Source organism: Ruegeria sp. YTSC192, from assembly GCF_059609705.1.
Genome location: NZ_JBXWMG010000002.1, coordinates 240,334 through 262,586, shown reverse-complemented (window position 1 = coordinate 262,586; position 22,253 = coordinate 240,334). Strand labels below are relative to the sequence as shown.

The 22,253-nt window shown below is 59.0% G+C and carries 23 protein-coding genes; 11 read left to right on the top strand and 12 right to left on the bottom strand.

The window, feature by feature from the left end:
- The first annotated feature begins 34 nt into the window (after positions 1-34).
- Genes AC2FD8_RS04585 through AC2FD8_RS04575 form a run of 3 tightly spaced genes read left to right on the top strand, consistent with a single transcriptional unit; the run spans position 35 to position 1,495 of the window.
- On the top strand, positions 35-808 hold the full coding sequence (locus AC2FD8_RS04585; protein ID WP_496854250.1) for a heme ABC transporter permease: 774 nt from the start codon (positions 35-37) through the stop codon (positions 806-808).
- Complete coding sequence (gene ccmD / locus AC2FD8_RS04580; RefSeq protein ID WP_496854249.1) at positions 805-963, top strand: heme exporter protein CcmD; 159 nt, start codon at positions 805-807, stop codon at positions 961-963. Before AC2FD8_RS04585 ends, ccmD begins: the two co-directional genes overlap by 4 nt.
- On the top strand, positions 956-1,495 hold the full coding sequence (locus tag AC2FD8_RS04575; RefSeq protein WP_496854248.1) for a DsbE family thiol:disulfide interchange protein: 540 nt from the start codon (positions 956-958) through the stop codon (positions 1,493-1,495). Before ccmD ends, AC2FD8_RS04575 begins: the two co-directional genes overlap by 8 nt.
- Here the strand turns inward: AC2FD8_RS04575 and AC2FD8_RS04570 are convergent.
- On the bottom strand, positions 1,492-2,193 hold the full coding sequence (locus AC2FD8_RS04570; protein ID WP_496854247.1) for an SDR family NAD(P)-dependent oxidoreductase: 702 nt from the start codon (positions 2,191-2,193) through the stop codon (positions 1,492-1,494). The genes AC2FD8_RS04575 and AC2FD8_RS04570 overlap by 4 nt on opposite strands.
- Before the next feature lie 145 nt (positions 2,194-2,338).
- Positions 2,339-5,029: an aconitate hydratase AcnA gene (gene acnA / locus AC2FD8_RS04565; protein WP_496854246.1), complete on the bottom strand. Its 2,691-nt coding sequence runs from the start codon at positions 5,027-5,029 to the stop codon at positions 2,339-2,341.
- 222 nt (positions 5,030-5,251) lie between these two features.
- Between acnA and AC2FD8_RS04560 the strand changes: the two genes are divergently transcribed.
- Positions 5,252-5,953 carry a DUF1223 domain-containing protein gene (locus AC2FD8_RS04560; RefSeq protein WP_496854245.1) on the top strand — a complete coding sequence of 234 codons (702 nt, stop codon included), beginning with the start codon at positions 5,252-5,254 and terminating at the stop codon, positions 5,951-5,953.
- Here the strand turns inward: AC2FD8_RS04560 and AC2FD8_RS04555 are convergent, their stop codons facing one another.
- From AC2FD8_RS04555 to purB, 4 genes are all read right to left on the bottom strand, one after another.
- Positions 5,954-6,877 carry a lysophospholipid acyltransferase family protein gene (locus AC2FD8_RS04555; RefSeq protein WP_496854244.1) on the bottom strand — a complete coding sequence of 308 codons (924 nt, stop codon included), beginning with the start codon at positions 6,875-6,877 and terminating at the stop codon, positions 5,954-5,956.
- An 84-nt stretch (positions 6,878-6,961) separates the two neighbouring features.
- Positions 6,962-8,056, bottom strand: a complete 1,095-nt coding sequence (locus tag AC2FD8_RS04550; protein ID WP_496854243.1) for a flagellar motor switch protein FliG — start codon at positions 8,054-8,056, stop codon at positions 6,962-6,964.
- Between the two features lie 68 nt (positions 8,057-8,124).
- Positions 8,125-8,673, bottom strand: a complete 549-nt coding sequence (locus tag AC2FD8_RS04545) for a tetratricopeptide repeat protein (protein WP_496854242.1) — start codon at positions 8,671-8,673, stop codon at positions 8,125-8,127.
- 174 nt (positions 8,674-8,847) lie between these two features.
- Positions 8,848-10,152: an adenylosuccinate lyase gene (purB, locus tag AC2FD8_RS04540; protein WP_496854241.1), complete on the bottom strand. Its 1,305-nt coding sequence runs from the start codon at positions 10,150-10,152 to the stop codon at positions 8,848-8,850.
- 117 nt (positions 10,153-10,269) lie between these two features.
- On the opposite strand from purB, the gene AC2FD8_RS04535 reads away from it, so the two are divergent.
- The 4 genes from AC2FD8_RS04535 (at position 10,270) to AC2FD8_RS04520 (ending at position 12,401) form a co-directional block, all read left to right on the top strand.
- Entirely contained in the window at positions 10,270-10,698 is a 429-nt protein-coding gene (locus AC2FD8_RS04535) for a DUF6314 family protein (RefSeq protein ID WP_496854240.1), read from the top strand.
- A 72-nt stretch (positions 10,699-10,770) separates the two neighbouring features.
- Entirely contained in the window at positions 10,771-11,358 is a 588-nt protein-coding gene (locus AC2FD8_RS04530) for a biotin transporter BioY (RefSeq protein WP_496854239.1), read from the top strand.
- A 140-nt stretch (positions 11,359-11,498) separates the two neighbouring features.
- A complete protein-coding gene (locus AC2FD8_RS04525; RefSeq protein WP_496854238.1) occupies positions 11,499-12,056 on the top strand; it encodes a hypothetical protein in 558 nt (185 codons plus the stop codon).
- A 9-nt stretch (positions 12,057-12,065) separates the two neighbouring features.
- Complete coding sequence (locus AC2FD8_RS04520) at positions 12,066-12,401, top strand: hypothetical protein (protein WP_496854237.1); 336 nt, start codon at positions 12,066-12,068, stop codon at positions 12,399-12,401.
- 11 nt (positions 12,402-12,412) lie between these two features.
- Here the strand turns inward: AC2FD8_RS04520 and AC2FD8_RS04515 are convergent, their stop codons facing one another.
- Positions 12,413-13,627, bottom strand: a complete 1,215-nt coding sequence (locus AC2FD8_RS04515; protein WP_496854236.1) for a bifunctional alpha/beta hydrolase/OsmC family protein — start codon at positions 13,625-13,627, stop codon at positions 12,413-12,415.
- Positions 13,628-13,843: 216 nt separating this feature from the next.
- On the opposite strand from AC2FD8_RS04515, the gene AC2FD8_RS04510 reads away from it, so the two are divergent.
- Positions 13,844-14,035: a hypothetical protein gene (locus AC2FD8_RS04510; protein WP_496854235.1), complete on the top strand. Its 192-nt coding sequence runs from the start codon at positions 13,844-13,846 to the stop codon at positions 14,033-14,035.
- 4 nt (positions 14,036-14,039) lie between these two features.
- On the opposite strand, the gene dddP is transcribed toward AC2FD8_RS04510, so the two are convergent.
- Positions 14,040-15,383 (bottom strand): dimethylsulfonioproprionate lyase DddP, encoded by a 1,344-nt coding sequence (gene dddP, locus AC2FD8_RS04505; protein ID WP_496854234.1) that lies wholly within the window; start codon positions 15,381-15,383, stop codon positions 14,040-14,042.
- A gap of 124 nt (positions 15,384-15,507) precedes the next feature.
- Here dddP and AC2FD8_RS04500 point away from each other — a divergent pair, with 124 nt between their 5' ends.
- Positions 15,508-16,251: a heme-dependent oxidative N-demethylase family protein gene (locus AC2FD8_RS04500; RefSeq protein ID WP_496854233.1), complete on the top strand. Its 744-nt coding sequence runs from the start codon at positions 15,508-15,510 to the stop codon at positions 16,249-16,251.
- 36 nt (positions 16,252-16,287) lie between these two features.
- Here AC2FD8_RS04500 and AC2FD8_RS04495 read toward each other — a convergent pair whose 3' ends face one another.
- The 4 genes from AC2FD8_RS04495 to AC2FD8_RS04480 all read right to left on the bottom strand — a co-directional run bounded on the left by AC2FD8_RS04495 (position 16,288) and on the right by AC2FD8_RS04480 (position 20,170).
- Entirely contained in the window at positions 16,288-17,175 is an 888-nt protein-coding gene (locus AC2FD8_RS04495; protein ID WP_496854232.1) for a hypothetical protein, read from the bottom strand.
- Between the two features lie 198 nt (positions 17,176-17,373).
- A complete protein-coding gene (locus AC2FD8_RS04490; RefSeq protein ID WP_496854231.1) occupies positions 17,374-18,165 on the bottom strand; it encodes a lytic murein transglycosylase in 792 nt (263 codons plus the stop codon).
- 228 nt (positions 18,166-18,393) lie between these two features.
- On the bottom strand, positions 18,394-19,800 hold the full coding sequence (gene glnA / locus AC2FD8_RS04485; RefSeq protein WP_496854230.1) for a type I glutamate--ammonia ligase: 1,407 nt from the start codon (positions 19,798-19,800) through the stop codon (positions 18,394-18,396).
- Positions 19,801-19,831: 31 nt separating this feature from the next.
- Entirely contained in the window at positions 19,832-20,170 is a 339-nt protein-coding gene (locus AC2FD8_RS04480; protein WP_050602105.1) for a P-II family nitrogen regulator, read from the bottom strand.
- 169 nt (positions 20,171-20,339) lie between these two features.
- On the opposite strand from AC2FD8_RS04480, the gene AC2FD8_RS04475 reads away from it, so the two are divergent.
- Positions 20,340-21,983: an NAD(P)H-hydrate dehydratase gene (locus AC2FD8_RS04475; protein ID WP_496854229.1), complete on the top strand. Its 1,644-nt coding sequence runs from the start codon at positions 20,340-20,342 to the stop codon at positions 21,981-21,983.
- Positions 21,984-22,253: the final 270 nt, after the last annotated feature.

The following is a 22,253-nucleotide window of genomic DNA, read 5'->3' as shown; positions in this document are numbered from 1 at the left end:
TGAGAATGAACCCGAGTCGGACTAAATAACGGCCATGTCTATCGCAGCCAAAGCCAACGCCCTCTGGGAATATGCCAACCCGCGCAAGTTTCTTGCCACCACCGAGCGTGTCTTGCCCTTTTTCTGGATCACCTCCGCGGTTTGCATCGTGGTCGGGCTGGTCTGGGGCTTCTTCTTCACGCCGGACGACTTCCGGCAGGGCTCGACAGTCAAGATCATCTACCTGCACGTCCCATCGGCCCTGATGGCGATCAATTGCTGGCTGATGATGCTGGCGACGTCGTTGATCTGGCTGGTGCGGCGCCATCACGTCAGCGCCCTGGCCGCGCGGGCCGCCGCACCTGTGGGCATCGTGATGACCCTGATCGCACTGGCGACCGGAGCGATCTGGGGCCAGCCGATGTGGGGCACCTGGTGGGCTTGGGATCCGCGCCTGACCTCGTTCCTGATCCTGTTCCTGTTCTATCTCGGCTACGTCGCCCTGTGGGAGGCGATCGAGGACCCGGACACCGCCGCCGACCTGACCTCGGTCCTGTGTCTTGTGGGGTCGGTGTTCGCGATCCTCAGCCGCTATGCGGTGAATTTCTGGAATCAGGGGCTGCACCAGGGCGCCTCGGTCATGCGGGCCGGAGCGGTCACGGGAACGGATACCGAAGAGAAAGTCAGCAACGTGTTCTTCTATCCGCTGCTGGTCTGCATCATTGGTTTCGTTCTGCTGTTCATCGCATTGGTTCTGTATCGCACCGGCACCGAAATCCGCGCACGCCGGGTCAAAGCGCTGTTGGCACGGGAAAGGGTGGGCGCATGATGCCTGATCTTGGAAAATACGCAGACGCTGTCCTGTCGTCTTATGCGGCTTCGATCTTGCTGATCGTGGCGCTGGTCGTCTTAAGCGTGATCCGGGGACGCAAAGTGCGGGCCGAGATGGAGAAAATCGAACAAAGGATGTCGCGCAATGGCTAAAATTTCGCCTTTGATGGTCGCGCCGCCACTGATCTTCGGTGCTTTTGCCGTTTTGGCCGGGATCGGAATGTTCCGAGACGACCCCAACGCCCTGCCATCCGCCCGCGAAGGGCAACCCGCCCCTCCGGTCGTCCTGACCGAGTTTCCGGGCAAAACACCTTTCGACGACGCGACCCTGCGGGATGGGCAGGTCAAGCTGGTCAACTATTGGGCCAGCTGGTGTGCCCCCTGTCGGGCAGAGCATCCAAACCTAGAGGCGCTGTCGAACGAAGGCATCCCGATCTACGGCGTCAACTACAAAGACAAGTTGGACAATGCGCAAAGCTTTCTGACTGAATTGGGCGATCCCTATACCGGCATTGGTCGCGACGAACAGGGTCGCATGGCGCTGGATTGGGGCCTCTACGGCGTTCCCGAAACCTATGTGATCGACGGGGAGGGCACCGTGATCCTGCGTTTCGCCGGGCCGATCACCCAGCGTGTGATCGAAAGCACGATCCGCCCGGCCCTTGAAAAAGCGGCGGGTGGTTAGAGCCTGTACCCACCGGTCACAGCCAAGGTCTCACCCGTGATGAATGCGGCGTCGTCTGATGCCAGAAACCGTACGGCCTTCGCGATATCGTCGGGCCTCCCGATCCGCCCTACGGCCGTGTTCTCGACGAACAAGGCGGTCAAGTCTTCCGAGCGCGGGTCTTCAGGGATGTTAATCGCCCCCGGTGCCACAGCATTGACCCGGATACCCTGAGGTCCCAGTTCCTTTGCCATCCCGCGTGTCCAAAGGTTCAGGGCCGCCTTGCTTGCCCCATAAATCACCGCGTCTTTCGGCGGCAAAACAGCATTCATCGAGGAAATGCTGACAATCGCTGCGCCCGGATGCAAATGGGGCAGGGCAGCCGCCAGCAAAGCAGCAGGGACCAGCAGGTTCAGATCCACAATCGCGCGATGATCCTCGCGGTCAAAAACCTCTTTCGGAGTAGACCGGACCAAACCTGCATTGTTCACGATAACGTCCAACCGCCCGAAACGTTCGACAACGTCGTGCATAACCGCTTCAGGCTGTCCGTCCTGCGTCAGGTCGGACTGTATCGGCTGCAAACCTTCCCCGTCCAACACCGGATCGGGTTCGGTGGACAGCCATGTGAAAGCAACCCTATGATCGCGCCTCAGGTCCTCAACGATGGCGCGCCCGATACCCCGCGCGCCGCCGGTCACCAAAGCCACTTTGTCCATACTGACCTCCCACACACAGCCGATAGACTGCTCAAGACGCAATCAACTTCTTCTGTTCAAAAATACCTCGGAGCGCGAGGCAGAGCCTCGCAAAAAAGAAAGGACGCCAATCGGCGCCCCTCTCAGTCCCTTGAACAACACCACGTCAACCCGCCTTCGCGAGGTTGCGCAGCACGTAGTGCAGAACACCGCCGTTCTCGATGTATTCGATCTCGGGGGCCGTATCTATCCGGCATTTCAGGGTGATGGTCTTCTCGGCGCCATCCCCGTAGGTAATATCGCAAGACACCTCCTGCAGCGGCTCAATCGTGTCCAGACCGTGGATCGAGACCGTCTCATCCCCTTTCAACCCAAGCGTTTTGCGGGTGTCTCCGCCGGTGAATTCAAACGGAATCACGCCCATGCCCACGAGGTTCGAGCGGTGAATACGCTCAAAACTCTCGGCAATCACAGCTTTGACACCGAGCAGAGCCGTCCCTTTCGCGGCCCAGTCACGGGACGAGCCCGCGCCATATTGCTCACCTCCAAAAACGACCAGCGGGGTGCCGTTCGCCTGATACGCCATCGACGCGTCGTAGATCGAGGTCTGCGCGCCATCCGGCCCCTTGGTGTAACCGCCTTCGACCCCGTCCAGCATCTCGTTCTTGATGCGGATATTGGCGAAGGTGCCGCGCATCATGACCTCGTGGTTGCCTCGGCGCGAGCCGTAAGAGTTGAACTCACGCGGCTGCACCTGACGTTCGATCAGGTACTGACCGGCAGGCGAGGTCGTGGCAAACGATCCAGCTGGTGAGATGTGGTCGGTCGTAACCATATCGCCCAGGATCGCCAGTACTTTGGCCCCCTCGATATTCGAGATCGTGCCCGGCTCAGCCCCCATGCCCTGGAAGTAGGGCGGGTTCTGGATATAGGTCGAGGTCGGTGGCCAGTCATAGGTTTCCTGCTGTGGAACCTCGACCTCGCGCCACTTCTCATCCCCTTTGAAGACGTCGGCGTATTTCGACTGGAATGCCTCGCGGGTGACGGTCGCCTCGACCAATTCCGCAATCTCGCTTTGGGTCGGCCAGATGTCTTTCATATAGACGTCGTTACCGTCCCGATCCTGACCGATCGGCTCGGATGTCAGGTCGATGTCCATGGTGCCTGCCAGCGCATACACAACGACCAGAGGCGGCGAGGCCAGATAGTTGGCACGCACATCCGGCGAGATCCGACCTTCGAAGTTGCGGTTGCCCGACAGAACCGAGGTGGCGACAAGATCGCCTTCGGAAATCGCCTCGCTGATTTCTCGCTGAATCGGGCCGGAGTTGCCGATACAGGTGGTGCAGCCATAGCCCACAAGGTTGAACCCGATCTTGTCCAGATCATCCTGCAGGTCCGCGGCCTCAAGATAGGCGGAAACCACCTGCGATCCGGGCGCAAGCGAGGTCTTCACCCATGGCTTGCGATCCAGACCCAGCGCGGCGGCTTTGCGCGCTACCAGACCGGCTCCGATCATCACATATGGGTTCGACGTGTTGGTGCAGGAGGTGATCGAGGCGATCACGACCTTGCCCGACTCCATACCGAAATTCTCGCCTTTGACTTCGACCTGCTTGCCCATCGGGCGTTTGAAGGTCTTCTCCATCTCGTTCAGGAACGCGGCCTTCGCATCCGTCAGCGCCACGTAGTCTTGCGGGCGTTTTGGTCCCGAGATCGCAGGCACAATGGTGCCCATATCCAGCGAAAGGGTGTCAGTATAGATTGGCGCGTAGGTCTCATCACGCCACAGCCCGTTTTCCTTGGCATAGGCTTCGACCAAGGCCAGGCGGTCTTCGTCGCGCCCGGTATTGCGCATGTAGCGCAGGGTTTCGCCGTCGATTGGGAAGAAGCCGCAGGTCGCACCATATTCGGGGGCCATATTGGCGATCGTGGCACGGTCAGCCAGCGGAAGGCGATCCAACCCTTCGCCGTAGAATTCGACGAATTTACCAACCACGCCCTTTTCACGCAGCATCTCGACGACTTTCAGCACAAGGTCAGTACCAGTAGTGCCCTCGACCATCGCGCCCGTCAGTTCAAAACCCACAACCTCGGGGATCAACATCGAGATCGGTTGGCCGAGCATCGCGGCCTCAGCCTCAATCCCGCCGACGCCCCAGCCCAGAACGGCCATGCCGTTGACCATAGTGGTGTGGCTGTCGGTGCCCACGAGGGTGTCGGGATAGGCGACCTCTTCTCCGTTCTGATCGGTATCGGTCCAGACGGTTTGGGCCAGATATTCAAGGTTCACCTGATGACAGATGCCGGTGCCAGGCGGTACGACGCGGAAGTTGTTAAATGCGTTCTGACCCCATTTCAGGAACTGGTAGCGTTCCATGTTACGCTCGTATTCGCGGTCTACATTCATCTGAAACGCGCGCGGATTGCCGAATTCGTCGATCATGACCGAGTGGTCGATGACCAGATCCACCGGGTTCAGCGGATTGATCTTTTGCGCATCGCCCCCAAGCGCCTTGATGCCGTCGCGCATGGCCGCCAGATCAACCACGGCAGGCACACCAGTGAAATCCTGCATCAGTACGCGGGCAGGGCGATAGGCGATCTCACGCGGGTTCTTACCTCCGTTCTCACCCCATTCCGCAAAGGCCTTGATGTCGTCGACCGAGACGGAAAACCCGTCATCCTCAAAACGCAGCATGTTTTCCAGCACCACTTTCAGCGCGGCGGGCAGCTTGGAGAAATCACCCAGTCCAGCCTCTTGGGCGGCGGGGATGGAGTAGTAGGAGATGGTTTTGCCATTCACGCTCAGGCTGCGGCGTGTTTTGGCGGTATCCTGTCCGGTTTTGATAGGCATCCTGTGGCCTCCCTTTCAAATAACTTGGAAAATGGGATTCGCTGCGGTTTATCTTGATCACGTTTGTCTGGGGTTCAAGCGTCAGTTACTGACAAGATGAAAGTGTATACTGTGGTATGCAAATTCAAGGGCGGGGAACCGCCTCGTCTCAAGAAACCTTGATTGGAGCTTGAAGAGCAAAACGTTTATCCGTTTTGCAAGTATTTCATGCCGAGGGGACTCATGTTCAAATCTGCCCTAGCAGCCGCCTTTCTATCTGCCTGTGCCGCCTTTTCAGTATCGGCGCAAGAGGATCCGGTTGTGATCGAGCTGTTCACCTCGCAAGGGTGTTCGTCCTGCCCGCCTGCGGATCGGCTTTTGCACGAGTTGGTCAAGCGCGATGACGTGATAGGGCTGGCGTTGCATGTGGACTATTGGGACTACATCGGTTGGAAAGACGAATACGCTGATCCTGAACATACGCTGCGCCAGCGGGCCTATGCCCGCAACGGTGGCCGGTCGATGATCTACACGCCTCAGATGGTGATCAACGGGAGGCACGACGTCGTGGGTGCGCAGTTGCAGGAATTGAACCGGCTGATCAAGGCGCATCAGATCGCCCCACTCACGGCCGAAGTCGAGGCCGAGCGTTCGGGGCAAGAGGTGACGGTTCGCGTGACGCCAGTCGACTTGCCTGCTGAGGACTCCTATGACGTGAGGATCGTCCAGTACACACCACTGCGCCACGCCTCGATCCGGCGCGGAGAGCTTGCGGGCCAAGAATTCGATTATGCCAATGTGGTGGAAAGCTGGCAGATTGCCGGGCGCTGGGATGGGGTCAATGAGCAGGCGTTTTCAGCACAGTTGGATTCGGACCTACCAGCGGTTGTTCTGGTGCAGCGGGCAGGTCACGGGCCAATCATCGCAGCTGCGCATGTGAAGTGATCAGGGCATATCTTCGGGTTGCACGCCCAGTCCGTTCCAGGCCTTCCAGCGGCGGTGAATCCAGAACCATTGCCCCATATGCTGGCGCACCATCTGCTCCAGATCGTCGTTGATATACTGGGTCATGGTCTTCGGGTCGGAATGTGGCACCGGGTCGTGCATCACGATTTCGAAATCCAGACCGTTTGGTTGGCGCACGGCGTAGCAGGGGATCATGACCGCATTGTACTTCATCGCAAGTTCAGCGTTCAGAACGGATGTGACGGCGGGCTTGCCAAAGAACATCAACTCTTCCCCGCCGTGAACGTGCAGGTCCGAGACAATGGCGATCATCTCTCCGCCTTTGAGTGAACGTACCATTTCAACCATTCCGCGTCGGCCCTGTTCGAACATGGGCGCGCCGGTTTTGTAGAAGGCTTTTACATAGGCCTCGTTGAAATAGGGGTTGGCCATGCGGCGGTAAAGGCAGCCCAGCGGGCGACTACTCCGGGCCTGCAGCGCGATTCGCGTTGCCAGGTAATGGCCGAAATGCGCGGCGATGATCATGACGGGCCGCCCTTCGGCGGAGGCGGCATCAAAGGCGGCCACACCAGGGCCGGACAGCTTGGCGTTGCGTTGGCGCGCCGTGAACCCTTCGGGCGAGAAGTGCTCCATCAAGGCCCGGCCAGCATTGTCCGAGACCTCGGCCGCGATGCGGTTGATGTCACGCTCTGACAGCTCGGGGCAGGTGAGTTTCAGGTTGTTTCGGACCCGTTTTCGAAATCCGACCAGCGGGGCCAATCCGCGGACCAAGGCCCCCATCGCCGCGATGCGGGTTCCATAGGGCAGCAACCGCATGCCACCGATCACGCCTTTCAGGAACAGGCTGGCGACATAGTATTTTCCAAGCTCAAACCGGCTGAGCTCTGACTTTTCGACAGGCATGGAGGTGTCTCGCGGCGTGTTGCGTTTTGCTGGATCAGACATACAGGCCCGGATCGGCAAGCTCAAGCACTCAGCCGGTTGAGGTCAGTCTTCCTCGTCTTCTGGTTCGACCAATGTCAGCGTACCTTCGTCCACCAGCGTTCGGATCGCGCCGACGATCTCGGTCATGGCTTCTTCGGCGTCAGACTGTTTAACGCGCCCGCGCTCGGCCATTTCTTCGCGCAGATTGTCGGCCATTCGGGCAGAGATATTGGACAGGATAAATTCGACCGAGGCCTTATCATCATCGGCGGCAGCGCCGGCCAGTGCGGTGACGAGGCTGGTCTGATCCACCCCACGCAGAATGGTGGGCACATCGCGTGTTGGGATACGGGCCGGAATATGGGCGAAGGTGAAGATGGATTGGCGCACGATATCCGCGAATTCGGCATCCTCTTCGTTCAGGGCCGTCAGCAACCCGTCGCGGGTTGAGGCCGCCGATTGATTCAGAATGGCCCCAACCCGCGCGCCTGGGTCATCAGCAAACGCTTGCGAAGGACGTTGATCCAGTTGCGCCGCCAGCGACCAGCCGATCCGTTCCACCGCTTCGGGGGTCACATTGGCCGTTTGGGAAATCGCATAGGTGATGCGTCGCGCGATGGGGCCGGGCAGGTGCCCCAATAGTTGCGCGGCTTTGGCCGTGTCGAGCTTGGACAGCATCACGGCGGCCACCTCGGTGCTTTCTGCCTGCGCCATCTGGGCCAGATCCTCGGCCGAGATCTCTCGCAATCGTTGCCATGGGTCGCCGATCTGACGCACGCCGGCGATCTTGCGCAATCTCGCTGCGGTGGCGGGGGCAATCTTGCCGTTCACCGCGTCCAGCGCCCCCGCAAGGCCATGGGGAAAAGCCAGGCCCACGCTATCGAGCGCATCGCCAAATTCCTGCGCAACCGCATCCAGCGTCACACGGTCCACCAGACCCATCTGGCCCAGTTGGTGCGTGAGTGTTTCCTGCAAATCGTCAGGCAGTTCCTCTAGTGGAATGTCCGCCCCTTCATTCAGCAACAGACGCACCACTATAGCAGCCTTTTGACGATTGCTGAGTGTGCGCGGGACAACGCGGGGCGCGTCGTTCGCCTGACCTGCGCCCGAGGGCTGCGCCCCCGGTGCCACCTGAACCAAAGTATTCATATCCTGCATCTGCCTGCGGTGCCAAAGTTCTGTTCCACAGGCAGGTTAGCGGGAATCAGGTAAAGAAAGGCTGAACCTTAATAGTTATAGGTCAGCCCGGTCTTGATGGCCTCGCGCAGAGACGCCTCGGCCCAGGTGCCTTCGCCGCCGCGAGCCTTGATTTCGCGCCATTGGACGATGGCCAGGTCTGTTTTCCCTTCGGAAACATAGCCTTGAGCCATATAGCTGCGCGCCAGAAGGTTGTCTGGATTTGTTGCGATGGCCTGCTCGTAATAGGCATTCGCCAGCTCAATGTTGCCCATCTTACGGTGTGTGAAGCCCCAGTAGGTCAGGACGCGGTCATCACTTTGATCGCTCATGACGCGCAGGATGTTCTGGGCGTTTTCCAGCTGACCATCATAAGCCAGCTCACGCACGGCCTCATAGAGGTCCTCATCGGTGAAGTTTGTCGCGCTCGGTTTGACGCAACGCCCGCGGTCTTCGCTCCAGACCCGGCCGAACAGGCATTTCTTGGTCGTGTTGGTGGGTTTTGGGGGATTGGCGCTGCCGCCACCGGCCGCGTGGGCTGCGATGGGGGAAAAGGCGAAAGAGGTCAGTGCAATCGCGGAAGCAAGAAGAATGCGCATAGTTTTAACTCCGTGGACAGATCTGCTCATTAAAATCATAGTGTGATCTTCAAAAAAGCTAACACCGGAGCTTTTCGTTTTATTCACAAAGCAGACAGAATTTTTGTTCACGAAGTGCGTGAGGATGCAAAAAGCGCCCGGTTGATGAGGGGCCGGGCGCTTTTCTGGGATGGTTTATTCGCCGAAGACACGTTCGAAAATCGTGTCGACATGCTTGGTGTGGTAGCCCAGATCGAATTTCTCTTCGATCTCTTCCACGCTAAGGGCGGCGGTCACTTCGGCGTCGCCCAGCAGTTCGGTTTTGAAGTCCTTGCCTTCTTCCCAAACCTTCATCGCGTTGCGCTGCACCAGACGGTAGGCATCTTCGCGGCTGACACCGGCTTGGGTGAGGGCCAGCAGCACGCGCTGGCTCATGACCAGACCGCGGAACTTGTTCATGTTGGCCAGCATGTTTTCCGGGTAAACGACCAGCTTGTCGATCACGCTGGTCAGGCGCGACAGCGCGAAGTCCAGAGTGACGGTGGTATCGGGGCCAATATTCCGCTCGACCGACGAATGCGAGATGTCACGCTCGTGCCAAAGGGCCACGTTCTCCATTGCGGGCACAACGGCCATACGGACAAGACGGGCCAGACCGGTCAGGTTTTCGGTCAGAACCGGGTTGCGCTTGTGCGGCATCGCCGAGGAACCCTTTTGACCTTTCGAGAAAAACTCTTCGGCCTCAAGAACCTCGGTCCGCTGCATGTGGCGGATTTCGATGGCGATGTTCTCGATGCTGCTGGCGATGACGCCCAGCGTGGCAAAGAAGGCTGCATGACGGTCGCGCGGGATGACCTGAGTGCTGATCGGCTCGGGCACCAGTCCCAACTGGTCGCAGACATGCTCTTCAACGCGGGGGTCGATATTGGCGAAGGTGCCGACCGCACCGCTGATCGCGCCGGTGGCGATTTCGGCGCGCGCGTCGCGCATACGGGACAGGTTGCGGTCCATTTCGGCGTAGAAGCGGGCAAAGGTCAGGCCCATCGTTGTCGGCTCAGCGTGGATGCCGTGGCTGCGGCCGATGCGAACCGTGTCTTTGTGTTCGATGGCCCGGCGTTTCAGAGCGCCCAGCAACCCTTCGAGGTCCGTGATCAGAATATCGGCGGCGCGGGTCAGCTGTACGTTGAAGCACGTGTCCAGAACATCCGAGCTGGTCATGCCCTGATGCACAAAGCGGGCCTCGTCACTGCCGACATGCTCGGCCAGGTGAGTCAGGAAGGCGATGACGTCGTGCTTGGTGACGGCCTCGATTTCATCAATACGGGCCACGTCGAATTCCACGTCCTTGGCTTTCCACACCGCGTCGGCGTTTTCACGCGGGATCACGCCCAGATCAGCCATGGCTTCGCAGGCATGCGCCTCGATCTCGTACCAGATGCGGAACTTGGTTTCGGGCGACCAGATGGCAACCATCTCGGGGCGGGAATAGCGAGGAATCATTGGCAGCAGGACCTTATTGTGATTTGGCAGAGAGCGTTGCGGCGGGGTTTAGCGCCGTAGGCGTATGGGAACAAGGCATGAGTGCCCGATTGCGGCGATCTGGCCGGGATAGTGGGAATGACGAGCGTACCAACAACATTGTCCGATTTCGAAGGGCGCTGGCGTCTGACGCGCACGATCCACGATGCGCGGGCCGGGCAAGTTATGCAGGCTAAGGGAGAGGCCCTGCTGCTGCGATCCGAGGACGGGCTGATCTATACCGAAGAGGTCACGCTCAGCATCCCCGGCCAGCCTCCGATGAAAGGAACCCGTAAGTATCTTTGGCGCGACGGCGGGCATCGCGTGTTGATCCATTTCGACGACGGGCGGTTTTTCCATGCCTTGACGCTGGGCGGGCCGAGTGCCTCGGACCACCATGATTGTGCGCCAGACAGTTACGATGCGGTTTATGATTTCAACGACTGGCCCCGCTGGTCGGTGCAATGGACGGTGTCCGGACCTCGAAAATCCTACAAAATGTCCACAGACTATGCTGCGATAGCGTAATCATGTTGCAGTTTGGGGCCTGACAAGGCATTGCTGGGGCAGAAATCTTGGTCCGAATTGGGAGAAGTTAAGATGAATGTAAACGTTCTGGCCAATGCGTTTGGCCCGCGTGAAGGTACGGCGCTACTTGTAAAGCAGGTTGTACTGGTCGCTCTGGGCATCGTGGCCCTGGCGGTTGCTGCGAAAATCAAAGTGCCGATGTGGCCTGTTCCGATCACCATGGGCACCTTTGCCGTCCTGACCATCGGCACCGCCTATGGCGCACGTCTGGGTCTGATCACCATGCTGGGCTACCTGCTGGTCGGCGCGCTGGGCTTTGACGTATTCGCAGGTTCCTCGGCCGAGAAATTCGGTCTGACCTACATGATGGGCGGCACTGGCGGCTACCTGGTCGGTTACCTGATGGCCACCGTTCTGCTGGGCGCTCTGGCTGCGCGCGGCTGGGACCGCTCGGTTGTTAAACTGGCACTGGCGCTGTTGCTGGCCAACGTTCTGATCTACGTACCGGGCCTGCTGTGGCTGGGTCAGCTTTACGGTTGGGACAAGCCGATCCTGGAATGGGGCCTGACACCGTTCCTGCTGGGCGACGCCATCAAGCTGGGTCTGGCGGCCCTGCTGATCCCCGCCGTTTGGAAACTGGTCGGAGATGCGCGCAGCTAAGCGCCTGAACCTGCTGAAATTCTAACCCGCGCCCCGAGATCCGAGGCGCGGGTTTTTTCTTTTCCAGACAGGGCGGTGCTGGACAAGACCAGCCGTGACGGGCCAATCTGCGGTCAGTGAAACAATTAGGCAATTGAGATATGCGTATTCGTTTAAAGACGGCTCTGGCGGCCTGCGCGGCCCTTTGGGTCGGGGCGGTTGTGCCAGCTGCCGCAGATACCCCGGTGACTTATACCGACGCCGGGCGTGCGCTCTTCAGCTTTGCGGTGCCGGATTTCTGGGTGCTGCGTACAGGCGGGCCACGCGATATTGAAGACACGGAGCTGGGCGACCCCCGCGCTGTGGCGCGTGTGATGGGGTTCAAGCCGGTCACGGATGACTCGGTCTGGATGGGCTTTGTCTCGCCGGCAGGAGTTAACAGCATTCAGGACGGGTTGCGGTATCTGGATGATATCGACAAGTTTCTGGTGAATGATCCCACGGTGACCAGCACCAGCGACACTCGGATAGCAGGGCTGCCCGCCAAGGTGATCCGAGGCACTGGCACGCGGGACGGAGGCGTGAATTTCACCGCCACCATCATTGATCTGCCCCGTGGGCGCGTTGCGATTGCCGTGACAATCCTGCGCAATGGGGCTGATCCTGCCTATGTGGATGATCTGAACGCCGTGTTCGCGTCGTTCCGGTCGGTGCAATAGGGGGCTCAGATGACACGTAAATTGATGAAACGATCCGTTCTTGTGTTGGGTCTGGGGATTTCAAGCTTGACGCTGGCGGCCTGTGACGGCGTCAGCGTGGGGGTGGGTGTCGGATACGGGTATGATCCGTTCTACGACTCGATGCTGTGGAACGACTATTACCACGATGTGGATGTCGATATCGACGTAGACCGCCCCGACCGTCCCGACCGGCCACCGATCAACAAACCTCCGGCACGTCCGAAGCCGCCGATCGCAAAGCCTCCGGCGCGGCCGCGTCCTCCGGTTGCGCGACCGCCGGCGGCACGACCTCCGATCCACCGTCCAGCGCCACGCCGGCGCTGAGCGACGTCTGCTCAGGGGAGGAGTTCGGTCGTGATATGCGCCGAGCCCTCCAACGTGCGATGCACCGGGCATTTGTCGGCAATTTCCAGAAGGCGGTCGCGCTGGGCCTGATCCAGCGACCCCTCAAGCCGGATCTTGCGGCGGAACAGATCGACCTTGGCGTCCCCGTTCAGCCCGGCATCCTGTGCATGAACCTTGTTGTGGCATACATCCACCGACACCCTAGTCAGCGGCCACTTCTTGCGCCGTGCATACATGCGGATGGTCATCGACGTGCAGGCCCCAAGCCCGGACGAGACAAACCCGTAAGGCGACATGCCCCGATCCGTGCCACCATATGAGGCGGGCTCGTCCGCGACGACGTGATGGCGCGGTCCGGCCTGGATATCTTGCAGGAAGCCGTTGGGATCGGCCTCGGTCACCCGGACAACACCCTCGGGCGCCCCCGGTGGCGGGGCAGGTGGGCGGAGGTCGATATAGCGCGACACCCATGCTGAAATGACGTCAGCGGCATATTCAGCATCGCTTGCCCGCGTGATCAGGTGATCGGCATCGTCGAGGGTCACGAAGCTTTTAGGGTGTTTGGCAGCCATAAAGAGCGTGCTGGCATTGTCGATGCTCACCGTCTCATCCCGCGGCGCGTGCAGGATCAAAAGCGCTGCCTTGAGGTCGGCGACCGAGGGGGTCAACGCGGCCTCCGAGATATCATCGACAAAGGCCTTGCCAATGCGGAAGGGGCGACCGCCCAGAGAAACCTCGGCGCTGCCTTCTTGTTCGATCTCGGGCAGGGCCTGTTCGAAATGGTGCGAGACGTGCCCCGGATCAGCTGGCGCCCCAAGCGTGACCACCGCCTTGACCGAAGGGATGCCTGCCCGGGCCCGTAGAACCGCAGCACCGCCCAAGGAATGGCCGATCAGCAGCGAAGGGGCCATGTTTCGGCCCGCAAGGAAATGCGCGGCAGCAATCAGGTCTTCGACATTCGAGGAAAAGGTGGTGTTCGCAAACTCACCCTCAGAATGGCCCAACCCGGTGAAATCAAAACGCAAAACGGCAATGCCCATCGCCGCCAGCCGGGCCGAGATCCGACGCGCTGCGGGAATGTCCTTTGAGCAGGTGAAGCAATGTGCAAACAGAGCGGTCGCCAGGACAGGTCCTTCCGGTAGGTCGAGGCGCGCGGCCAGACGGCCGCCGTCGTGACCGGCAAAAGTGATGCGTTCGGTTGGCATGGCTGTTCCTTAGATATCGGTATGGGACCAATAGTGTGCAGTTGTGCCGGATGTCTCAACCCCATTGTAGGAAGCGTCACGGGAAGGTGAGCAAAAACCAGTGAATATTTCTATATTCAAAAAATGTGATGATATACGCATCAAATATTCGTTTTCATAATTGATCTCTTCCTCCCATCTTGCAGCTGTCACACCAAACAAGACAAGGAGACCGAGATGACACATACGGCATGCGCCCCGCGCCAGCATAACCTCCGCGCTGATCTGCTGATCCTTATCGCGCTCAGCGGGGTATTGGGCTTTTCGCTAGGCCAGAATTTGGAAAGGGCGACCCCGACCAGTGTCGAAGCCGCCCTTCCATCCGAGGATTGGCACGGGAATGTCCGACGCTCGACTTGGTCGGACTGAGTGCTTATTCCAGCCCCATCAAGCCGGCATCAAACGGGTATTTGGTCAGGTTCTCATAGCCGTCTTCGGTGATCAGAACCTGATCCTCCAGCTTGATCGAGAAGTCCCCGCCAACCTCGCCAACAGCGGCCTCGACGCACAGGACCATGCCGGGTTCGAGCGGGTAGTCATAGGCGCCCTCGACCGCTTGGTCCGGGTACGCGACCAAAGGCCATTCATCGCACAGACCGACGCCATGCATCAGGCAGCCGTATTTCTGGGCCTGAAACTTGTCATCCAGCCTGTGCGCATTGGCGGTTAGCTCAGGGATCATGACGCCGGGTTTCAGCATCTCCATGTTGGTCATGATATGTTCATGCGCGTGCTGCATGGCATAGATCATGTCCGGGCGCGGCTTCTGGTCACCGATCCACCATGTGCGCGAGATGTCGATGCAGATCCCGTAAGAGCCGACCAGATCGGTATCAAAGGCGATGATCTCGTTCTGTTGCGTGATGCGTGGGCCGCATTCCTGAAACCACGGGTTGGTGCGCTGACCCGAAGCCAGCAGGCGGGTTTCAATCCACTCGCCACCGCGGCGGATGTTTTCGGCATGCAAAACCGCCCAGATGTCATCTTCCGATGTCTTGCCGTCCCCAACATTGGCGCGGGCGAATTTCTCCATCTCGGCCACGGCTGTTTCACAGGCGTGGTTGGCACAACGCATCGCCAGAATCTCATCCGGGCCTTTGATGGCGCGGGTTTTCTCGGTCAGTTCTTCGCCTTCCACAACCTCGAATCCTTGCGCCTCAAGCGCGCGCAGACCGTGCAGCATGATCTTGTCAACTGCCAGACGCTTGTTGCCGCCGCTATGTTCCTCGATCAGGATACGTACCTCGTTCGAGAACACATCCGCCGCGATATCGAGCTTGTCGCCGCGATCAAAGTAGAACAGATCCGCGCCCGAGCGCTGTTCGCGCACCAGGGGGTTGAATTCCGACAGAAAGGGCGAGTTCTTATAGTCCCAGATCACCATATACCCGTCGGCACACAGCAGCACGGCGCGGAACGGGTTGTGGGTGTTCCACAGCTGCATGTTGGTGCTGTCGGTCGCATAGCGGATGTTGAGCGGGTCGAAGACGAGAAGCCCGCCATAGCCACGATCCACGATGGCTTGGGTCAGACGCTTCCAGCGATGTTCCCGCATACGTTCGAGGTTGGGCAGGGCCAGCCCGGCTGAGGCCCATTCCTCAAAGGCAAGCTGGGTGGGCCCGATTTCGATTCGGTCATTGTCATTCGGTGTACCATCGCCGAGAGTTGCGCCTTGGGATGGGTCGATTTTGCGCGTATCGCGGTAGTGTTTGTTCATGACTGGCCTCTGCTGGTTCACACCAGAGGTATCAAGCGCCCGTCCGGGGTGTCCCAAAAAAATGCGACGGTTTCTTGGTCGCTTTTTGACCGACAAGGGGGCAGGCTGATGGTAAGTGAATGGGATGGTTGTTATTTTACAGTCCTCTATCCCATACGACCCGCGCCACACCCGCGCCTTGCCGGGCATTCAGCCTGTCGAGATGGCGGAATGGTTGCATCAGGACGATGCATTCGCCGCGCAGATGGCCCACCGTGCATTCCTGTTGGAAAACCGGCGTAGCGACGTTCTGGCCCTGTCCCCCGAGGCGGAACCTGCCGCGCAGGAGCTGTTGCAGCTCGTTCTGCGCCAAACCTACCCAGAGGCGACTGACTGCGCATTGCGCCCGGACGGCGCCCGCGTACCGATTGATTTTGCAAACCCGCTGGATACGCTGTGCAATCTGGTGCAAGAAGATTTCTGCATCCTCCAGAAACACGAGGATGAGCATGTTCTGACCGGAGCGATCCTGTGCTTTCCGGCCAGTTGGCGGCTACATGAAAAGTTCATGCGGCCTTTGGTCGGAATTCATGTTCCTGTGGACAGCTATGATGACAACATCGCCCGTCGCGTGCAGCGTCTGTTTGACGGGATACAGCCGGGGCGACCGCTCTGGCGGTTCAATGCCCTATGGTATGAAGACCCCGAGCTTCACCAGCCCCGCAGCGCCAGCAATCCGCGTGAAATCCGCGATCGTGGTCGCGCCCGATATTTGCGCAGCGAACGCCAAACCCTTCTGCGCCTGCCGGAAACGCGTGCAGTGGTGTTTTCGATCCATACTTATGTTCTGGCCGCAGACCAGTCGCCGAAAATGGAAAACCCCGCCTGATGGCGGGGCCTCCAAGGAGGGTCTTCGGTAATAAGGTTACATGCCTAGTGCGGTGGCGACATCGGCAAAGGCGTTGCTGGCGTTCAACGCCACGATTGCAAAGGTAAAGACCAGAACCTGCGTGTTCAGGCGGAAATCCTCGCCCCGGATCAGGTTGACCGCGGCCATCGACACAGCAATCGGGGCCGACATGCTGGCGACGACACCTGTAAGGCACCAGCTGCTCAGCCTCAGGGCGTCGCTGGGGCGGTCGGATGAGTCCTCTTGCGGATCAGGAGTAGCCTGCGCCACCGGGTCATCTTCAGTGCGAAACGCAATGCTCAGCAGCTGCTCATCGGTCAGTTGGATCGGCCGGGGGGCAATCTCGGGCTCTTCAGGTTCCGGAAATTTCGTATCAGCAAATTGCCCAGTCACGGCCTGAAAGATCTGCTTGCGGCTTCTGGGTCTGGTCGGCGCGAACGTGTCAAAGGCACCTATGAATTGTTCGACGGTCAGAACTGTATGGGGTGACAACCATTCCACCCGCTGGGATGAGCAGATGTCGACCATGCGATACAGAGTGACCGCGAGCATCAGCTCTGAGATTTCGGAATCATCCAGCAAGGGAGACACCGGCGAGATCGTGACGATCAGGCGGTTGCGAGGGCGTGACGCAGATGGCTTGACCAGTGTCTTCAACCCGGCCGCACGGTCCAGACGCTCGTGCCGGTCGTCGGTCTGGAGATCCTCGGACTCGAGCGCCAGACGCACGAGGTACTGGCTGGAGACGATGCTGGCCTCGGTATCGCTCAGCAGGGCCTTACGCTCAACAAGGTGGCCGTAATCTTCCAGAGTCGTGGCGACAATCGTTCCGAAACGCTCGACCGCGTTGTCGGCATCACCTTCAAACTGCAAGCCGCCATGATAGCTGTGCTTTTTGGTCACTGCGCATTCCTTTGTCGCAAGTCGTCTGACCACCATTCTACCGTGGGAACTGGGGCAGAATTTGGCAAAAATGCAAAAAAATCGAAATTTGGATAGATTGACTACGCTTTGGAAACCAAGTGATTGAGGCTTTTTTCGCACAACTATGGCGAGATTGTGGCTGAACTGTGGGGGATGGGCGGTCGGATCGCGGCCAGGCTATCCATCGATTCGAGCAGCCATTATCGCGATAGATTGCTGGTAGACCGAGGCCGCGTTCCACTGTTGGATGACCTTGAAATTAGGTTGCCCCTGCTGATATCCGCGACCGGGTTTCCAGCCTTTCTTGCGCAGGAAATTGGCGGTTGAGGCCAGTGCATCTGTCATGTTGTAGAAGTCGACGCGACGGTCCCCCGTGGCGTCGACACCATAGGTCAGCGCGTTGCCGGGCAGAAACTGCGTATGGCCAAGCTCGCCATGTTTTGCCCCTTTTGTGGCCATGGTGATACTGCCCTGATCGACCAGTTTCAGCGCCCCAATTGCATGGGGAACAAAGAACTCGGATCGGCGACAATCATAGGCCAGAGTGGTTATTGCTGACACAACCTGACTGTCGCCCATAAACCCCCCAAAGCCGGTTTCCATGCCGTGGATGGCGATCAATACCCCTGCTGGCACACCATATTGGCGTTCCAACGCGGCGTAGAAATCCGGGTTTCTGGCCTTCCGTTTGCGCCCCTGCGCAACGATGGTATCGGCCCCGCGCACCCGCATGAATTTATCAAGCGAGTATTTGAAGCTTTTCTGGTTGCGATCCGCGGCAATGGTGCGGGTCGCATATTGCGTCTGCGCCAGGGCTTGCAGGCCTTTCTTCTTCACCCCGGATTTTTTGGCCTGCTTGGCAAAGTCGGCTTTCCAGGCCTCGAACCCGGCACTGGTATTGCCGCAAGGGGCCGCGAGGCCAAGCGTCGGTGCAGACAGGGCAAGCGTCAGGATTAGAATGCGCAACATCAGGTCAATTCCTTCATACAATCTGTACCAAAGCTAAACGCCACCCCTTGCTTGGAAAAGGGTTTTTAATGCAAATCCAGCTCTCCGGCATGCCTGAGGTCTTCGAACCATTCATCGGGTGACATGCGCCCTCTCCCAGCTTGTTTTGACGGCCAGCTTGAAAGACCGCTCTGAACAAAACAAGGGCGCCCGAATGGACGCCCTTGGAAGGATCAGTCTGCAGCTGGGTTAGCAGCTGTAGTACATGCCGTATTCTACCGGGTGCGGCGTGTGCTCGTATGTTTCGACTTCTTCCATCTTCAGTGCGATGTAGCCGTCGATCTGGTCTTTGGTGAACACATCGCCCTGCAGCAGGAAGTCGTGATCGGATGCCAGAGCTTCCAGAGCCTCACGCAGCGAGCCGCAGACGGTCGGGATGTCGGCCAGTTCTTCGGCAGGCAGGTCGTACAGGTTCTTGTCCATGGCTTCGCCCGGATCGATCTTGTTCTTGATGCCGTCCAGACCGGCCATCAGCAGCGCAGCAAACGCCAGGTATGGGTTCGCAGCCGGATCGGGGAAGCGGGCTTCGACGCGCTTGGCTTTCGGGCTTTCGGTCCACGGAATACGGACACAACCCGAACGGTTGCGAGCCGAGTAGGCGCGCAGAACAGGGGCCTCAAAGCCCGGGATCAGACGCTTGTAGCTGTTGGTCGCCGGGTTGGTGAAGGCGTTCAGGGTCTTGGCGTGCTTCAGGATGCCGCCGATGAAATACAGGGCTTCGTCCGACAGGTCTGCGTATTTGTCGCCAGCGAACAGAGGCTTGCCGTCTTTCCAGATCGACATGTTCACGTGCATGCCGGTGCCGTTGTCACCTGCGATCGGCTTAGGCATGAAGGTAGCCGATTTGCCGTAGGCGTGTGCAACGTTGTGGATGACGTATTTGTACTTCTGCAGCTCGTCCGCTTGCTTGGTCAGGCTGTCAAAGATCAGGCCCAGCTCGTGCTGACAAGACGCAACCTCGTGGTGGTGCTTGTCCACTTTCATGCCGAGACGCTTCATGGTCGACAGCATTTCCGAGCGCAGGTCTTGTGCTTCGTCGATCGGGTTGACCGGGAAGTAACCGCCCTTGACGCCCGGACGGTGGCCCATGTTGCCCATCTCGTATTCGGTGTCGGTGTTCCACGACGCGTCGGTCGCATCAACTTCGTAGGATACTTTGTTGATGCTGTTCGAGAAACGGACGTCGTCGAACAGGAAAAACTCAGCTTCGGGGCCCATGTATGCGACATCGCCGATACCGGATGCTTTCAGGTAGGCTTCGGCTTTCTGAGCGGTGCCGCGCGGGTCACGTTCATAGGCTTCGCCTGTGTCGGGTTCAACAACCGAGCAGTGAACGCAGATAGTTTTTTCCGCATAGAACGGATCGACATAGGCACTGTCAGTGTCGACCATCAGCTTCATGTCCGATGCTTCGATCGACTTCCAGCCTGCGATGGACGAACCGTCGAACATAAAGCCCTCTTCCAGGAAGTCTTCGTCGACCTGTTCGGCCATCAGTGTCACGTGCTGCAGCTTGCCGCGCGGGTCGGTGAAACGGACGTCGACGTATTCGGCGCCTTCGTCTTTGATCAGCTGAAGAACTGCGTCCTTGCTCATTCTCTTGGTCCTCTGATTTGAGTGTGTTTTGTTACAGGGCGTCCGAGCCGGTCTCGCCGGTGCGGATGCGGATCGCTTGTTCGACGGGCGAGACAAAAATCTTGCCATCGCCGATCTTGTCGGTTTTCGCGGCAGAGACGATGGCCTCGATGGCGGCATCGACCTGATCGTCATCCAGCACGACCTCTACCTTTACCTTGGGCAGAAAGTCGACGACATATTCCGCGCCGCGATACAGTTCAGTGTGGCCTTTCTGGCGACCAAAGCCTTTGACTTCTATAACGCTGAGACCCTGGACACCAACGTCTTGCAGCGCCTCTTTAACTTCGTCCAGTTTGAACGGCTTGATGATCGCTTCGATCTTTTTCATTCCGGCTCACCTTGCATGGTTGTCTGGAATGCAGTGATCACGTCTAAATGAATGCAGCAATCCGATTGCGCGCCTCAGCGCGATCTGGTGCATTGAAAATGGGTGTCTGGTCAAATTTTGACCAGCTTGCACAAAAAGTAATCAAAATTGAATCGCGTGAGGATCTGAGATGGATGATTTGCTGACGGCGGCGCAAATGAAGGCGTTTGAACAGGCAGCGATCGTCTCGGGCGAGGTGACCGGGCTGGAGTTGATGGAACGCGCGGGGCAGGGCGTTGTGGATGCGATTTTTGAGGAATGGCCAGAGTTGAGGGATCGAGGGACCAGCCCCTCGAGCTCCCCGGGATATTTGAGGCCAGATGAAGGGGATCCTTTGCGTGCCACGGTGATGTGCGGACCCGGGAACAATGGGGGCGATGGGTTTGTGGTGGCCCGGTTGCTTCGGCAACTGGGGTGGACAGTTGAGGTGTTCCTGTATGGTGATCCGGCGAAACTGCCTGAGGATGCGCGGACGAACTATGAGCGGTGGGGCGGGTCGACGCGAAAGGCCGCGGATTTGGCCGTCGGGGGTCTGCACCAACCGGATGTGTCGATTGATGCGTTGTTTGGAACCGGTTTGGCGCGGCCAATCGACGATCCTGTTCTTTGGGAACATCTTTGGGCGCAAGATGATGCAGCAGAGGCCTGGGTTTTGCGGCGGCAGGGGGGCGGTACAGATATCGTGCCGCCGCGGACGGTGGCGATTGATCTGCCCTCGGGGCTTTGTTCGGATTCGGGAAAGGTTTTGGGGGGCGCGTTTCTCACGCATGGCCGGAGGTGTGCCCGCGCGGCCCTGACGGTCACGTTTCATTCACGCAAGCTTGGGCATGTTTTGGAGGATGGGCCATCGTTTTGTGGGAAGCTGGTCGTGAAGGATATCGGGTTGGGTGGTAAGCCGAGCGCGCCTGAGGTGGTGGTAGAAGTGCAACAGCCACCCTGTGGCGAATTGGTCAAAGATGCGCCGGGTCACAAATACGCACATGGACATGCGCTGATCCTGACAGGCGGATTTGGAAAAACCGGAGCTGCGCGCCTTTCAGGGCGGGGGGCTTTGCGGATCGGGGCAGGGTTGGTGACACTTGGCGTACCGCCTTCGGCGCAGATGGAAGTGGCCTGTCAGATCACTGCTTTGATGATGAAGCGGGTCGAGGGGGGCGACGACCTGCGCGACATTCTGGCGGATCAGCGACTGAGCGCAATGTGCCTGGGTCCTGGGTTGGGGGTTGAGCGGGCCGTGGAGCTGGTTCCTGTCGCCCTTGCCGCACGGCGGGCGACGGTGTTGGACGCGGATGCGCTGACGGCGTTTGCCGATGATCCCTCGGCCTTGTTTGGTCAGTTGCATGAGACCTGTGTTCTGACGCCTCACGGAGGTGAGTTCGCGCGGCTTTTCCCTGATATTGCTGAAAAGCTTTCGGTTCTTCCAACCCAGGGCCCGGCGTTTTCCAAGGCAGATGCATCGCGCGAGGCCGCCAAGCGTGCGGGCTGCGTGGTGCTGTTCAAAGGGCCTGACACGGTGATCGCAGCCCCGAACGGGCGGTGTTCGGTCCACTCGGCGCAATATGAGCGCGCGGCCCCCTGGCTGGCGACGGCAGGATCGGGCGACGTACTGGCCGGTTTTGTCACAGGATTGTTGGCCCGGGGGCTCGACGCGATGGAAGCGGCGGAGGCGGCGGCGTGGCTTCACGTGGAATGCGCGCGCCGGTTCGGCGATGGATTAATTGCTGAAGACCTGCCTGAAGTCTTGCCTGATGTTATTAAGTGTATGAATATGTGATTGCGTCTTGCGCGACTTGGGTGCGAAAATCACATCTGATCGCGCGTCCGTTACAGGAATTTCCCTGTGTGCATAGCGGCTATACGCTGCGCTCATGAGAAGCTGTCGGATTTTTCTTGAGGGCAGCCCGTTATTTTCGCGGGAATGCAGTTAAGTAATTGAATTAAAATAACTTGTCTTAATTGCAACAAGATCGTCTGTTGCGGATTCGCCACCTTCTTTCGGCGTGGGACGCGCCCCATTGGAACGGCTCGGTGCGGTGAGCATGTG

Excerpts from the sequence above, each read along its gene's own strand:
- AC2FD8_RS04550 (WP_496854243.1), bottom strand. The coding sequence starts at position 8,056 with ATGCAGGATATGAATACTTTGGTTCAGGTGGCACCGGGGGCGCAGCCC.
- acnA (WP_496854246.1), bottom strand. The coding sequence starts at position 5,029 with ATGCCTATCAAAACCGGACAGGATACCGCCAAAACACGCCGCAGCCTG.
- AC2FD8_RS04530 (WP_496854239.1), top strand. The coding sequence starts at position 10,771 with ATGAATGTAAACGTTCTGGCCAATGCGTTTGGCCCGCGTGAAGGTACG.
- AC2FD8_RS04525 (WP_496854238.1), top strand. The coding sequence starts at position 11,499 with ATGCGTATTCGTTTAAAGACGGCTCTGGCGGCCTGCGCGGCCCTTTGG.
- ccmD (WP_496854249.1), top strand. The coding sequence starts at position 805 with ATGATGCCTGATCTTGGAAAATACGCAGACGCTGTCCTGTCGTCTTAT.
- AC2FD8_RS04555 (WP_496854244.1), bottom strand. The coding sequence starts at position 6,877 with ATGCCTGTCGAAAAGTCAGAGCTCAGCCGGTTTGAGCTTGGAAAATAC.
- purB (WP_496854241.1), bottom strand. The coding sequence starts at position 10,152 with ATGATTCCTCGCTATTCCCGCCCCGAGATGGTTGCCATCTGGTCGCCC.
- AC2FD8_RS04575 (WP_496854248.1), top strand. The coding sequence starts at position 956 with ATGGCTAAAATTTCGCCTTTGATGGTCGCGCCGCCACTGATCTTCGGT.
- dddP (WP_496854234.1), bottom strand. The coding sequence starts at position 15,383 with ATGAACAAACACTACCGCGATACGCGCAAAATCGACCCATCCCAAGGC.
- AC2FD8_RS04520 (WP_496854237.1), top strand. The coding sequence starts at position 12,066 with ATGACACGTAAATTGATGAAACGATCCGTTCTTGTGTTGGGTCTGGGG.
- AC2FD8_RS04490 (WP_496854231.1), bottom strand. The coding sequence starts at position 18,165 with ATGTTGCGCATTCTAATCCTGACGCTTGCCCTGTCTGCACCGACGCTT.
- AC2FD8_RS04510 (WP_496854235.1), top strand. The coding sequence starts at position 13,844 with ATGACACATACGGCATGCGCCCCGCGCCAGCATAACCTCCGCGCTGAT.
- AC2FD8_RS04500 (WP_496854233.1), top strand. The coding sequence starts at position 15,508 with ATGGTTGTTATTTTACAGTCCTCTATCCCATACGACCCGCGCCACACC.
- AC2FD8_RS04475 (WP_496854229.1), top strand. The coding sequence starts at position 20,340 with ATGGATGATTTGCTGACGGCGGCGCAAATGAAGGCGTTTGAACAGGCA.
- AC2FD8_RS04515 (WP_496854236.1), bottom strand. The coding sequence starts at position 13,627 with ATGCCAACCGAACGCATCACTTTTGCCGGTCACGACGGCGGCCGTCTG.
- AC2FD8_RS04480 (WP_050602105.1), bottom strand. The coding sequence starts at position 20,170 with ATGAAAAAGATCGAAGCGATCATCAAGCCGTTCAAACTGGACGAAGTT.
- AC2FD8_RS04560 (WP_496854245.1), top strand. The coding sequence starts at position 5,252 with ATGTTCAAATCTGCCCTAGCAGCCGCCTTTCTATCTGCCTGTGCCGCC.
- AC2FD8_RS04570 (WP_496854247.1), bottom strand. The coding sequence starts at position 2,193 with ATGGACAAAGTGGCTTTGGTGACCGGCGGCGCGCGGGGTATCGGGCGC.
- glnA (WP_496854230.1), bottom strand. The coding sequence starts at position 19,800 with ATGAGCAAGGACGCAGTTCTTCAGCTGATCAAAGACGAAGGCGCCGAA.
- AC2FD8_RS04545 (WP_496854242.1), bottom strand. The coding sequence starts at position 8,673 with ATGCGCATTCTTCTTGCTTCCGCGATTGCACTGACCTCTTTCGCCTTT.
- AC2FD8_RS04535 (WP_496854240.1), top strand. The coding sequence starts at position 10,270 with ATGACGAGCGTACCAACAACATTGTCCGATTTCGAAGGGCGCTGGCGT.
- AC2FD8_RS04585 (WP_496854250.1), top strand. The coding sequence starts at position 35 with ATGTCTATCGCAGCCAAAGCCAACGCCCTCTGGGAATATGCCAACCCG.